The 12,440-nt window shown below is 68.3% G+C and carries 15 protein-coding genes and 2 pseudogenes; 11 read left to right on the top strand and 6 right to left on the bottom strand.

Annotated features, from left to right (window positions below; translation table 11 throughout):
- Positions 1-114 precede the first annotated feature (114 nt).
- From AB0D46_RS02030 to AB0D46_RS02020, 3 genes are all read left to right on the top strand, one after another.
- Entirely contained in the window at positions 115-441 is a 327-nt protein-coding gene (locus tag AB0D46_RS02030; protein ID WP_362875300.1) for an STAS domain-containing protein, read from the top strand.
- A gap of 585 nt (positions 442-1,026) precedes the next feature.
- Positions 1,027-1,362 (top strand): helix-turn-helix domain-containing protein, encoded by a 336-nt coding sequence (locus AB0D46_RS02025; RefSeq protein WP_362875299.1) that lies wholly within the window; start codon positions 1,027-1,029, stop codon positions 1,360-1,362.
- A 248-nt stretch (positions 1,363-1,610) separates the two neighbouring features.
- Positions 1,611-1,814 carry a cold-shock protein gene (locus tag AB0D46_RS02020; protein WP_008735947.1) on the top strand — a complete coding sequence of 68 codons (204 nt, stop codon included), beginning with the start codon at positions 1,611-1,613 and terminating at the stop codon, positions 1,812-1,814.
- A 304-nt stretch (positions 1,815-2,118) separates the two neighbouring features.
- Here the strand turns inward: AB0D46_RS02020 and AB0D46_RS02015 are convergent, their stop codons facing one another.
- A complete protein-coding gene (locus tag AB0D46_RS02015) occupies positions 2,119-2,388 on the bottom strand; it encodes a hypothetical protein (RefSeq protein ID WP_362875298.1) in 270 nt (89 codons plus the stop codon).
- A gap of 1,420 nt (positions 2,389-3,808) precedes the next feature.
- On the opposite strand from AB0D46_RS02015, the gene AB0D46_RS02010 reads away from it, so the two are divergent.
- A complete protein-coding gene (locus tag AB0D46_RS02010) occupies positions 3,809-4,147 on the top strand; it encodes a MerR family transcriptional regulator (RefSeq protein WP_362875297.1) in 339 nt (112 codons plus the stop codon).
- A gap of 259 nt (positions 4,148-4,406) precedes the next feature.
- On the opposite strand, the gene AB0D46_RS02005 is transcribed toward AB0D46_RS02010, so the two are convergent.
- Positions 4,407-4,502 carry a SpoIIE family protein phosphatase gene (locus AB0D46_RS02005; RefSeq protein WP_362875296.1) on the bottom strand — a complete coding sequence of 32 codons (96 nt, stop codon included), beginning with the start codon at positions 4,500-4,502 and terminating at the stop codon, positions 4,407-4,409.
- Complete coding sequence (locus AB0D46_RS02000; protein WP_362875477.1) at positions 4,474-4,641, bottom strand: hypothetical protein; 168 nt, start codon at positions 4,639-4,641, stop codon at positions 4,474-4,476. The genes AB0D46_RS02005 and AB0D46_RS02000 overlap by 29 nt, the downstream gene beginning before the upstream one ends.
- Positions 4,642-4,787: 146 nt before the next feature.
- Here AB0D46_RS02000 and AB0D46_RS01995 point away from each other — a divergent pair, with 146 nt between their 5' ends.
- Complete coding sequence (locus AB0D46_RS01995) at positions 4,788-5,147, top strand: PRC-barrel domain containing protein (RefSeq protein ID WP_362875295.1); 360 nt, start codon at positions 4,788-4,790, stop codon at positions 5,145-5,147.
- Positions 5,148-5,216: 69 nt separating this feature from the next.
- Here AB0D46_RS01995 and AB0D46_RS01990 read toward each other — a convergent pair whose 3' ends face one another.
- Positions 5,217-6,002, bottom strand: a complete 786-nt coding sequence (locus AB0D46_RS01990; protein ID WP_362875294.1) for a hemolysin III family protein — start codon at positions 6,000-6,002, stop codon at positions 5,217-5,219.
- A gap of 219 nt (positions 6,003-6,221) precedes the next feature.
- Between AB0D46_RS01990 and AB0D46_RS01985 the strand changes: the two genes are divergently transcribed.
- A complete protein-coding gene (locus AB0D46_RS01985; RefSeq protein WP_362875293.1) occupies positions 6,222-6,782 on the top strand; it encodes a hypothetical protein in 561 nt (186 codons plus the stop codon).
- Positions 6,783-6,930: 148 nt separating this feature from the next.
- Here the strand turns inward: AB0D46_RS01985 and AB0D46_RS01980 are convergent.
- Positions 6,931-7,132: pseudogene (locus AB0D46_RS01980) on the bottom strand (site-specific integrase); the annotation flags it as partial.
- A gap of 466 nt (positions 7,133-7,598) precedes the next feature.
- Here AB0D46_RS01980 and AB0D46_RS01975 point away from each other — a divergent pair.
- The 3 genes and pseudogenes from AB0D46_RS01975 (at position 7,599) to AB0D46_RS01965 (ending at position 8,830) form a co-directional block, all read left to right on the top strand.
- Positions 7,599-7,802, top strand: coding sequence for a cold-shock protein (locus AB0D46_RS01975; RefSeq protein WP_362875292.1), 204 nt, complete (start codon positions 7,599-7,601; stop codon positions 7,800-7,802).
- A gap of 394 nt (positions 7,803-8,196) precedes the next feature.
- A pseudogene (locus tag AB0D46_RS01970) lies at positions 8,197-8,379 on the top strand (ATP-dependent helicase); the annotation flags it as partial.
- A gap of 46 nt (positions 8,380-8,425) precedes the next feature.
- Positions 8,426-8,830: a CBS domain-containing protein gene (locus tag AB0D46_RS01965; protein ID WP_362875291.1), complete on the top strand. Its 405-nt coding sequence runs from the start codon at positions 8,426-8,428 to the stop codon at positions 8,828-8,830.
- 288 nt (positions 8,831-9,118) lie between these two features.
- Here the strand turns inward: AB0D46_RS01965 and AB0D46_RS01960 are convergent, their stop codons facing one another.
- Positions 9,119-9,478, bottom strand: a complete 360-nt coding sequence (locus AB0D46_RS01960) for a hypothetical protein (protein WP_362875290.1) — start codon at positions 9,476-9,478, stop codon at positions 9,119-9,121.
- Positions 9,479-10,405: 927 nt separating this feature from the next.
- On the opposite strand from AB0D46_RS01960, the gene AB0D46_RS01955 reads away from it, so the two are divergent.
- On the top strand, positions 10,406-10,744 hold the full coding sequence (locus AB0D46_RS01955) for a MerR family transcriptional regulator (protein ID WP_362875289.1): 339 nt from the start codon (positions 10,406-10,408) through the stop codon (positions 10,742-10,744).
- Between the two features lie 557 nt (positions 10,745-11,301).
- Positions 11,302-12,440: ice-binding family protein (locus AB0D46_RS01950; RefSeq protein WP_362875288.1), on the top strand; the 1,139-nt coding region annotated here is incomplete at its 3' end.

Below are 12,440 nucleotides of genomic sequence, written 5' to 3'. Positions count from 1 at the left end.
CGTCGAACGCGGCCTTCGCCGGCTTGCGACCGGTCTGCTGGACGGCTTCGGCGACGGCCTCGACGACGACACCGCCCTCCTCGCCCTCGGCGTCCCCACGACGAAGAACCCGCAATGACACCGCTGACCGTCACCGCCCGGAACTCCCCGACCGGCCCCGTCCTGCAGATCATCGGTGAACTCGACTGCACCACCGCTCCCGACCTACGTGAGCTCCTCGCCACGCTCGCCCTCGAACCGGGCCAACTCCTCGTCCTGGACCTCACCCGCATGGAATTCTGCGACTCCAGCGGCATCAGCGCCCTGATCGCCGCCCGCAACCACGTACAGGCCGCCCAAGCCGACATCGCACTCGCCGCCGTACCCGTCCACACCCTGCGCGTCCTGCGCGTCATCGGCCTGGACCAGGTCTTCCGCCTCCTGCCCGGCACCGGCTCCTGACCGCCGGGACTCCGCGCGGAGAGACCCTGGATCGGCTACCCGACCGCGGTCTCGCGCCTATCCGCCGGTCCGACGGGGCAGGAGGGCCCGTACGATTTTCCCGCCTTCGGGCGTGGACGTGGCGATGGTGGCACGGGCGAGGTCGTTGACCATGTGCCAGCCGAAACCGCCGGTGCCGTCGACCAGGTCGGGGATCTGTAGTCGGTGTCCGGCCTTGCCTGCCCGGCCATCGTTCCCCGACCCACGACTGTTCAACCTGACGGAATCCGATTACCTCAGGGACACGCACTCAAAAATCTATCTCGGCTGGAGTAGACATTGGGCGGGGGCGTGGTTACGGTTTCTCTCGTAAGCCAGCGAGACAGCCCAGAGAGACAGCAGGGCCTGGTAGAGACGAACTGCCGGGCAGCAGTACCCGCAGTTGCAGTGCCTGGCCTTTCGGTCGGGTCAGCGGAAACAGAAGGCCGGCGCAGTCTCAGGGCCGGCAGATGGTGTAACCGTTCCTTCGGGGCCGTGGTGCCGTACGCACCAGGGCCCCTCCCCACGTTCTGACCCATTCCTCCATCTGTTTCGCAGTGAGGTGCGATGACAGCAGACGACTCGTTCAGCCGTCTCGACGACGACGGCTACCCCGCCTACACGATGGGCCGGGCCGCAGAGATGCTCGGTACCACCCAGGCCTTCCTCCGCGCCATTGGAGAGGCCCGCCTGATCACCCCGCTGCGTTCCGAGGGCGGCCACCGCCGCTACTCCCGCTCCCAGTTGCGCATTGCCGCCCGCGCTCGGGAACTCGTCGACCACGGCACTCCCATTGAGGCCGCCTGTCGGATCGTGATGCTGGAGATCCGACTTGAGGAAGCTCAGCGCGTCAACGCCGAGCACTCCCCCGCGTCCGAAGGGCGCCCGCGCACGGCGGCCTGAGGTGGACGTGCCCGCCGGTCGCGGCGGGCACTCCCGCCCGCCTGTGTCGGAGGTATGACGCACCTCGCTCCCTATGGTGACGGGCCGCTGGGGGCGTGTAGCGTCTGCGTCAGCTGTCGTGGTTCGGAAGTCCCCTCAGCCCACGCCTTGGTGTGGGCGTTTTGCTGTGCAGTGCCGCAGGAACCAGGACGATCACCTCCGCCTTCCGCATGGAGCGGGAGGCGTCCATCGACTGGAAGGCATGAGACATGGCTACGGGAACTGTGAAGTGGTTCAACGCTGAAAAGGGCTTCGGCTTCATCGCCCAGGACGGCGGCGGCCCGGACGTCTTCGCCCACTACTCCGCGATCAACTCCTCGGGCTTCCGCGAGCTCCAGGAGGGCCAGGTCGTCACGTTCGACGTCACCCAGGGCCAGAAGGGCCCCCAGGCCGAGAACATCAACCCGGCCTAACCCTCCCCCCACCCCGCCCGCGCGGCCGCCGCGACCGGCGCTCGCGGCTGTCCGTACAGCTCGCAGGAGCGCGAGCAGCGGACGTCTGCCATGTCGGCGGGATCCGAGGAGTACTGGATCAGGGCCGCGCAGCGTTCGCCGCGCGGCCCTGATCCGCGTCTGGAGCCGGACCGGCGGCGGCCCGTCCCGGGGGAGGGTCGCGGTGATCGCCTTGCCCGTACCGGCCCGAGCCCGGGCAATGGTGACGTCTTGGGCCAGACGTTGGATCATGCGCCAGCCGAAACCGCCGACAGCGAGCCGTGGATCACGCGAGTACCTGCGTTCGAACCGACGCGGCTGCGGCGTCATCAGGATGGGCGTCCCCCGCCAAGTGCAGCTGCCGCAGCGTGCTTTCCGTCTCGCGCCAGAGGTGCTCGGCAGAGACCAGACGCTGCCACAGCGGGTCGGGACAGCAGGGGACGGTGGCGCCGCGGGCCGCCCACTCCTCGGCCAGCCGGGCGTACAGGGGCGTGCTCTCGTCCGGGACCTCTCCACCGGCCTGCCCACCGGCGTGCGCCGGACTACGGGAAGGCAACCGGCGCAGCTGTTCCGGGAGACGGGCAGCGGCTCTGCGCTTACCGCTGCCGGCCTGAGCACCGCGGTCGAGATATACCCAATGATCATCCGTCACGTTCGTCAAAACGATTCTTCCACCCCGTTGGACACCGTTTCCGGTTGGCCGCAACAGCCCCTCCCCCTCATCCGCTCCCTGGAGCGACCGGGATCGGCACACGCTCGCCGCAGTGGCGCGGCGAACTCGGCGGCGCGCCCGGTGTCCAGGTCCAGCTCAGCAGTCTCCAGGAGCGGCCGTGTTCGATCCCGATTACCTCCTCACCAACCAAGAGCAAATCTATGTCGGCTGGAGTAGACATTGGTCGGTGACGTGGTTATGGTTTCTCTCGTAGCCCAGCGAGACAGCAGGGCCTGGCAGAGACGAACTGCCGGCAGTAGTACACGCGGTACCCGTAGTTGCAGTGCGCAGGACGGTGCGGTGGTGGAGTTCCGAAGCCAGGGTTGTTGCAGGACGGCGACGGGACTGACGACCGGACCGGGTGGCCCGCAGTGATCAGGGGCCACCACGAGCAGAACCCAGCAGTGAAGTGAGTGAAGCAGTACCTCGGTGAAGGCGTCGGCTGCGGGCGCGCGCATCGGGAAGTTCGGCAGTGGGGTGCTAAGCCAGAGCAGACGCAGGACGGGCGACGGGGCTGGCTGCCGAAACGTGGCGCTGGGGCAGGCCACGAGCAGTAAAAGCGGTTCGCAGTACAGCAGTAGGTCTCACCCTTGCAGTACCCGTAGTTGCAGTGCGCAGGACGGTGCGGTGGTGGAGTTTCGAAGCCAGGGCTGGTGCAGGACGGCGACGGGACTGACGACCGGACCGGGTGGCCCGCCGTGATCAGGGGCCACCACGAGCAGTACCGCAGTTGACGCGGTGGCAGTACCTGTAGGTGCAGTACCCAGCAGTGAAGGCAGTGAGCAGCACCTTGGTGGAGGCGTCGAATGCAGGCGCGGCCACCAGGAAGTTCGGCAGTGGGGTTCCAAGCCAGAGCAGACGCAGGACAGGCGACGGGGCTGGCTGCCGAAGCGGCGCCGGGTCAGGCCGCGAGCAGTACAAGCGAAGCAGTACAAGCGGTACGCGGTATCAGCAGTAAGCATCACCAGCAGTACGCAGTCCCCCGCTTGGTAAGTAGTTGATCACCGAGGGAAGAACGGAGGAGCTTGGCGCCATCAGGATCGCCCGGGCCGGCAGGTTGAAGCCCGGGTACCGCAGGACATCGTCAGTGAGGTGGTCTCCGGTCAAGCAACCGCGATCCCCGCACCCCCGACAGCCTTTCGGTCGGGTCAGCGGACACAGAAGGCCGGCGCAGTATCAGGGCCGGCAGATGGTGTAGTAGTTCCTTCGGGGCCCTGGTGCCATAGGCACCAGGGCCCCTCCACGCGTTCCAGAAACAGGTGCAATGACAGCAGACGACTCGTTCGGCCGTCTCGACGACGACGATTACCCCGCCTACACCATGGGCCGGGCTGCCGCGATGCTCGGCACCACCCAAGGTTTTCTCCGCGCCCTGGGCGAGGCCCGCCTCATCACCCCGCTCCGCTCGGCCGGTGGTCACCGCCGCTACTCCCGCTACCAGCTGCGCATCGCCGCCCGCGCCCGCGAACTCGTCGACCACGGCACCCCGATCGACTCCGCCTGCCGGATCATCATCCTGGAAGACCAGCTCGAAGAAGCCCAGCGCATCAACGCCGAGTACCGCCGAGCCGCCGACTCTTCGGCTCCACCGACCTCAGCCTGAGGTGATCGTCCCCGTCGGCATCGGCGGGCTCACGATCTTCTCGGCCCGCAGCCTTGACTCTGGACGGAGTGCTACTGGGGCGCCGAGGCTTCTGCGAGGTCCGCCCCGGCGTCAGCGCTGCGCGTGGCCGGGTGCGTACCGTGCCAGTCCAGGCACATGACCGTCGCGTCGTCCTGGAGGCGCCCGCCATGAGCGCGCAAGACCTCTGCGACCAGGGCGCGGGAGGCCTCACGTGGGTGGGGATCGCCTGTGCCCACGATCAGGGAGAGCAGGCGACATCCCCGGCGCGGCGCTCGAGCATGCCGTCGGTGAGCATCACGAGCCGGTCACCCGGCCGCAGATCCAGCCGCTGCACCGGGGAAGAGCCGGTGCTGAATCTCGGCCGCCAGGTTCAGGGGACGGGTACGGCGACCCCACTGGTGGACGTCGGTGAAGGACCGGTTGGCGATGACGATGTGGGCCCGGGCGTGTGCGGTCGCAGCGATCTGCCTCATCCCGTCGTCGTCGGGCGTAGCGCGCCCGCCCGGAATGCTCGGCGCAATCGGTTGCGCGGCAAGCAGGGGGGCATGTGGTCGGGCAGGCGCGAACCGGTGGTGCACCGAGCCACGACGCCCGGTCACCGAGGACGAGGAGACGGACTGTGAGCAGAGTGTGGATGTACGCGCAGGACAGCAGTTACACGTCCGGGCAGTCACTGGTGGGATTCACCGTGGAAGCCGCTGACGGTGTCATCGGGCACGTCGACCGGCAGCAGGATCAGCCGGGCATGCAGCACCTGGTGGTCGACACCGGCGTGTGGGTGTTCGGCAGGAGCGTCCTGATCCCGGCCGGCGCCGTCACCCGCATCGATACGGCGGCGCGGGTGGTGAGGGTCTCGGCCACGCAGGAAGAGATCAAGGCCGCGCCCCGGTTCACGACGGACAGCGAAACAGGCGACCACACCTACCTGTCCGCGGTCGGCGACTACTACGTCTCCCTCCGCCGCCCGCTCGCGCCCTGACCCGAAGCCGGTCGGCAACTCACCGGCCCCCACACGAATGGACGGGCATGCATCGACACGTCGTCGTGCTCAGTGGGCAGCGAGGGAGACGGCGATGTAGTGCGCGGTGAAAGCCGCCACGGTCAGGGCGTGGAACACCTCGTGGTAGCCGAACCAGCGGGGTGAGGGGTCGGGGCGCCGCAGGGCGTACACGACCGCGCCCGCGCTGTAGAGCAGCCCGCCGGTCACGACCAAGGTGAGTACGGCCGCGCCGCCGCTGTGCAGGAAGTCGGGCAGGTAACGCACCGGCGCCCAGCCCAGGGCCAGGTAGCAGGGCGTGTACAGCCAGCGGGGAGCGCCGATCCACAGGACCCGGAAGGCGATGCCGGCCAGAGCGCCCGTCCACACGATCCACAGGAGCACGGACCGCTGGTCAGGGGCGAGGAGGAGCACGGCGAGCGGGGTGCAGGTGCCGGCGATGATCAGGAAGATGTTGGCGTGGTCCAGGCGGCGCAGGACGGCCTCGCCGAGTGGCCCCCAGGTGCCGAGGTGGTAGACGGCGCTCGTCCCGAACAGCAGCCAGGCGGTGACGGCGTACACGGCGGCGGCCGCGGTGGCCTGCGGTGTTCCGGCCGTGCAGATGAGGACGATGCCTGCGGACAGCGACGCGGGGACCATGCCGGCGTGGAGCCAGCCCCGTAGCTTCGGCTTGATCGGTTCCACCAGATCGGCCGCCCGCTCGAACAGATCGGAAGCCGGCTGGGAGGCCTCACTTCCTCCATCCGTCGGTACGGAGACAGCACTGCCGACTTCGGCGTCGTCCCGGGACATGGCTTCCCGTCCTGACTCGGACTGTTGGGCATCACTGGCAACCATGAGTTCATGCTAGGAGCTGACCCGGAGCAGCATCACGTGAGGTGTGCCGCAGGACGCCGACGCGGCATCGCCGGCCGCAGCTGGTTCAGCCGCTTCACGGTCCGACCCTCTCAGTCTTCCGCCAACTGGGGCCGTGGAACTCGTGTAATTCGGCGGGCCAGGGGAACGATCTGGGCTTCCGCACGAGCCTCTCCGCTCTCCGACGTCCAAGGACCGCCGATGCTTCCCGAGTTCCGCTCCCACGCGTCCGCCCCCCTGTCCCATCAGCTGGAACAGCGGCTGGGGCTGGACCCACGTCTCGAAGCCGGCCGCATCGACGTAGAGCGCGTCGGGAACATCGCAGTCGTCGCATCGGCCCACTCCGACGGATACGTGGCCACCGCTCACCTCCTCGGTCTGCTGGCCGCGCTCCCCGCCCCCACCGCGTCCGGAGAGAACTTCTGGTCGGAACTGTGGAGGTCCTCGGGCTCCCTCTACCTGCTGCCCGCCAACATCAAGGCCTGCGTGCTGAGTTCGCTGGCCGGCGAAGGCACCGGTCTGGCCGGGCAGATCCTCTCGGCCTTCAACGAGATGACCCCGCCCCAGCGCATCGCAGCCGGGGAGGTCATCGGCCAGGCCCTCGCCGAGTCCGACCACCTCCCCGACCTCAAAACGCAGGTCATCGGAGAGCTGTGGCTCCGCGACCTCGAACTCACCGCCTGGCGCGTCCTGCACGCGGACCACAAATCAGCCGATCCGGCGAAGCGGGAGGCCTTCTTCGACGCATGGACGAGCGTCTGATCCGCAAGATCACCCGTACCGTTCGGCCCCGACGGGGCCCACGGAACCAGTGAGGGGAGGAGTCCTGACGCCTCCCTCCCCTCATCCAGCGACCGTCAGGCGCCCCTCGCCCCTCGCCCCTCGCCGCCCGCCGCACGACTCCCTTGTCGCGGGCCGCTCGCACCCGGGCGTCGATGCCCCCGGCGACCTCCTGCTGACGTTCGTCGTCGGAGTGCTGGTAGGTCATCGCGGCCTTCTCCGAGGACTGGCCGGCGCGGACCATCGTGTCCTTGGGGGTCGCGACGGACTGGGTGGAGAGGGTGCGGCCGGTGGGGCCGCAGGTCGTAGAAGCGGAAGCCCTTCGGCAGTCCTTGCAGTTACGCGCCATGGATTCCCAAGCTTATGGCGCGGGTTCGATTTCCGTCATCCGCTCTTCCAAGAAGGCCAGGTCAGCGACCTGGCTTCTTCGTTGTCCCGCCCTTTCGGCTCTCGCCACGCGATCGGCGGGTCGCAGCCGGCGGACGCACTTGCTCCCGAAACGCTGTGCTCGGAGGGAATCAATATCTGTTGCCGCGGTCAGAGAGTTTTATGGACCCTGCGGAGAGGGTTTTCCCGCACCGCACATGATGGCGATATTCAACGCACCCAAACCCCCGCAGCGTGCTACTGTCGATCTCGGTTGCAGTTTTGGTACCCAAAAACTTCAAGCGCCCCGGTCGGCCCCCGCGCCCCAATCGAGCGCTTCATATTTCCGGATCTTTCCGGCGGGACATCATCGCGGCGACACGGTATCCGTACAGTGCGGATTCTGCGTACTGCCCCCCAAGGAGATTCGACATGGCATCTGGCACCGTGAAGTGGTTCAACGCGGCAAAGGGTTTCGGATTCATCGAGCAGGACGGTAGCGGGGACGACGTCTTCGCCCACTTCTCGAACATCGCCGCCCAGGGCTTCCGCGAGCTGCAGGAGGGCCAGAAGGTCACCTTCGACATCGCGCAGAGCCAGAAGGGCCAAACGGCCGAGAACATCGTTCCCGCCTGACGCTGACGCGCCTTTCGCAGCTGGGGCCCGCATCCCTCGGGGTGCGGGCCCCAGCTGCACATATTTTCCCCGCAGTGATGTCACCTGCGGGACCTGCGGGACGCCGCATTCAGGGTCACATCCTCCTCGGATCTCCACCCTCGACTTTTTCTGTTCCGCGTCCACCTGACGCCTCCCCATCTCAGTGCCTGCGACCGCACGGAGTCCCTGTCGGCCGGAGTCGCTTTCGCATTCATTCGGTCCGTTCTTGTGATTCCCTGCGCTGCGATCCGCCGCGGGAATTCCTTGTTACGTGCCGCATCAAGGAAGGTTCTCAATGAACCGCACACGTACGAACGACCGCTCCTCTCGCACCCGCAGCGCACCGGCGGCCCCGCTTTCGGCACTGCCACCGGTTCGGAGCGGGGCCCTGAACCGGATCACCGGCGCCCGCACCCCCTCCGGCATCCCCGTGGTCATCACCGCACCCGTCGTCGAACGCGCCAAGCGCAGCGCGGCCTCCCGGGGAAGGCGCCGGCCCGCTTCGACCGTCCGGCGCGTGAGCGTGCGGCAGTCCTCCTTCGATGCGGCGGCCTGAGAAGCACGTGATCAGGAAACTGACCCATCTCTGCAGGAGGTACGTTGTGACGCTGGTCCAGATGCAGCCCCGCTCGACGAACGCCAACCCCGTGCACCGGACGGTGGACGACGCGATGGAGGCGGCCGGTCCGCAGGTCTGTGACGACATGACGGTCGAGGTGGCCATGGCCGTCATGGCCAGTGCCCGCGCGGGTCATCTGGTCGTCTGCGACGAGGACGGCCTGTGCACCGGGCTGATCACCCGGGCCAGGCTCGCCGGCGTCCGCGACGGCGCGGCGTACACGGACCGGGTCCGTCTCCGCGACGTCCTCGGCGACCGCGGACCGTTCACCTCGCCCACGACCGCGATGGCCGAAGCCGAGCACGCGATGCGCTACCGCCGGCTCGATGCCCTACCGGTCGTCGACGAGCAGGGCAGCGCTCTGGGCGTCCTCGCGCTTGCCCGCTGAACCGCCTCACCACGGCACGACCCACTCGGCAGGACCGCCGTGACCCCAGCGCCGAAAGTGGTCCGGGCCATGACCCTGCTCGGGTTCACCTGCCGCGGCCCCGGGCAGCCGTGCCCAGGTCTGTCCTCAGCCCGCTCCAGCAGGCTTCCGCGATGCTCGGCATCCGGGTGACCGTCCGACCGACAGGACCCGCGCAAGCAAGCCGGCACCCGAACGCTGAAGAGGGCTCGACCGACACATGCCGGTCGGGCCCTCCCGCGTACCCGGGGTTTCCCGCGCGCTGTCGGGTCAGTGGTCGGAGTAGCTGAAGTCGCCCATGGTCCAGGCGCTGACATCCGCGATCGAGACGCGGTACATCCCGCCCGTCTCCGGGATCCCCACCGTGCCCTGAAGGATGCGGGCCACATGGAAGTGCAGATGAGTGGGCGGCCCCTCGTGGGGTGCCGCGGCGGTGAAGATGGCGGCGAACTCGCCCAAGCGGGCGGAATCCGTCAGGACCTCCGACACCCGCTGCCTCCACACGGGTTCGGGTGCCAGCCGACCGGTGATGACAGCGCCACCGGTGACCACGGTCAGGGACATCTGATTGCTCTGCCCGGACTCCACCAGGGCGGCGACGTCAACGAGCAGCTCGTCAGGCTTCGACATGGGAGCCGATTTTATGCACTGGTCGTCCCGACCGCTCGACCGGGAGCACTACCGAGCGAGAAGAGCACTCACCGTCTACCCGCCGAAGGGCCGACGGGTGGCAGCGGTCGCCCGGGCCCTGTGCCCGCATCCCCTGACCGGCTGTGCGGGCCGCTCCGCGCATCTGAGCCGACCGTGCAGGTCTAGCTCTCCCCGGAGGGCGCGAAAATCTATGACGGCCGGAGTAGACATTGCGCGGTGGCGTGGTTATGGTTCTTCTCGTAGCCCAGAGAGACAGCAGGGCCCGGCAGAGACGAACTGCCGGGCAGAAGTACCCGCAGTTGCAGTGCGCATGACGGTGCGGTGGTGGAGTTCCGAAGCCAGGGTTGTTGCAGGACGGCGACGGGGCTGACGACCGGACCGGGTGGCCCGCAGTCATCAGGGGCCGCCGAGAGCAGTACAGCAGTCCGCACAGTCGCAGTACTCGTCAGTGCGGTGCGCAGTAGTAGGTGAGCAGCACCTCGGTGAAGGCGTCGACTGCGGGCGCGCGCACCGGGAAGTTCGGCAGTGGGGTTCCAAGCCAGAGCAGATGCAGGACGGGCGACGGGGCTGGCTGCCGAAGAGTGGCGCCGGGTCGGGCCACCAGCAGTACGCAGTACCAGCAGTACCAGCAGTAAGTAGTTGATCACAGAGGGAAGAACGGAGGAGCAGAGCGCCATCAGGATCGCCCGGGCGGAGCCTTGAGCCCGGGTACCGCAGGACATCGATAGTGAGGTGGTCTCCGGTCGAGCAACCGCGATCCCCGCGCTCCCGACAGCATCTCGGTCGGGTAGGCGGAAACACAGGGTCGGCGCAGTATCAGGGCCGACAGATGGTGTAGTAGTTCCTTCGGGGCCCTGGTGCCATACGGCACCAGGGCCCCTCCGCGCGTTCCCCGAGAGAGGTTCAATGACAGCAGACGACTCGTTCGGTCGTCTCGACGACGACGATTACCCCGCCTACACCATGGGCCGGGCCGCAGACATGCTCGGCACCACCCAGGGCTTCCTCCGCGCCATCGGAGAGGCCCGCCTGATCACCCCGCTCCGCTCAGAGGGCGGCCACCGCCGCTACTCCCGCTACCAGCTGCGCATCGCGGCGCGTGCCCGGGAACTCGTCGACCAGGGCACCCCCATCGAGGCGGCCTGCCGGATCGTCATCCTGGAGGACCAGCTCGAAGACGCGCAGCGCATCAACGCCGAATACCGCCGCGCCGCCGCAGCGTCCGACCCGTCGTCCCCGACCTAGACCCCGGCCTGAGGCGCGGGCGCCCGTCGACCTCGACGGGCCGCGCCCCGGGGGCGTTCGCGGCGGCGCTCGGGCTTCCGTCGTGCCGACGGCATTTCGCTCCGCGAGGTCCAGGCCGTCGGTCCCCGGGCCGGCCGGGGCCGGGGTCCGGTCCTCACGTTCCTCCGCACACAGGATGTGGACAGTGGAGCCCCGCGCCCGGCGATCGGGGACGAGCCGACCGCCACGCCCGCCCCTGCGGGTACGCGAGATCGCCTGACTGGCGGTACGACTCCGCGTCGGCGATCGGATTCCTGTGGGCAGGTGTTCGGTGCTCCCCCGTGTGAGTGAGTCGCGCCCTGACCATTCGGGTGGAACGTCGGATCATCGATCATGTGAGTCGGATTATTTTCATTCCGATTTCCCCCACGGAATGTGCTTGTATTAATCCCCCCTCCGCACCTCACTCATCATTGGTGCGTGAAATTTCCTGCGTAATATGCGGCAGCGACACACCAGGGCCTCCGAGCGAACGGAAGCGCCCGGTACGCCACGCCCCCACAGGAAATGGCCTCTTGATGAAGCTGAAAATCCAAGCGGCTCAGCGCCGCACTCTGTCCGGCTGGGTGTCCTCGGCCGTCGCCGTAACGGTTGCCGCTGTAATGGTCGCCGGATTGCCGACGCAGGCCATGGCCATCGCGACTCCCGTACCGCTGGGCACCACCGCCAGCTACTCCGTTCTGGCCGGTCAGGGAGTCACGAACACCGGCAACTCGGTGCTCGACCACGACCTCGGGACGCACCCGAACCCGGCCATCACCGGATTCCCGCCCGGACTGGTGCTCGGCGCGGTGCTCCCCGCGACTGCTGCGGCCCTTCAGGCCAAGAGCGATCTGATCGTGGCGTACAACAACGCGGCCGGCCAGTTGGGCGGACAGGCACCGGACTTCCCGCTCGCGGCGGGAATCGGCGGGGGTCAGGAGCTGCTTCCCGGCGTGCACAGGGCCACATCGGGAGTCGGACTCACGGGCGACCTGGTCCTGAACGCCGGGGGGAACCCCAACTCGGTCTGGGTGTTCCAGATTCCGGAAGCCCTGACCACGGCGTCCAGCAGCCGGATCCTCCTCACGAACGGCGCTTCGCCGTGCAACGTGTTCTGGCAGATCGGAAGTTCGGCGACCCTCGGCACCACATCCACTTTCGTGGGCACCATCATGGCCCTGACCTCCATCTTCGTGAACCAGGGGGCGAACATCGAGGGCCGGGCACTGGCCCGTAACGGCGAAGTGACCCTCAACAACAACAGGATCTTCCTCGGCGGGTGCGCCACCGGCGGTACGACGACCGGTACGACCACCGGCACCACCACGGGCACCACCACCGGAACGACCACGGGCACGACCACCGGCACCACCACCACCGGTACGACCACCGGTACGACCACCGGCACGCCGACCGCCGGCACGACGACCGGCACCACCGTGGGTCTGATCGGTGGCGGCCTCCTGGGCGGACCGATCGTCGACCTCGTGTCCGGCGGCACCTCGGGGAACATCGCCGGCAACACGGCCGGGAACACCGCGGGCAACACGGCCGGGAACACGACCGGCGGGAACGTCACCGGCGGGAACGTCGGCGGGCCCGGCGGACCGGGCCACGGCGGACCGGGCCACGGGCACGAGGGGAGGCCCGGTAAGCCGGACCACGGCCACGGCCA

Origin of the sequence: Streptomyces sp. NPDC048383, assembly GCF_040651775.1 — a bacterium.
Classification (GTDB): Bacteria; Actinomycetota; Actinomycetes; order Streptomycetales; family Streptomycetaceae; genus Streptomyces.
This window is presented reverse-complemented; position numbering and strand designations above follow the sequence as displayed.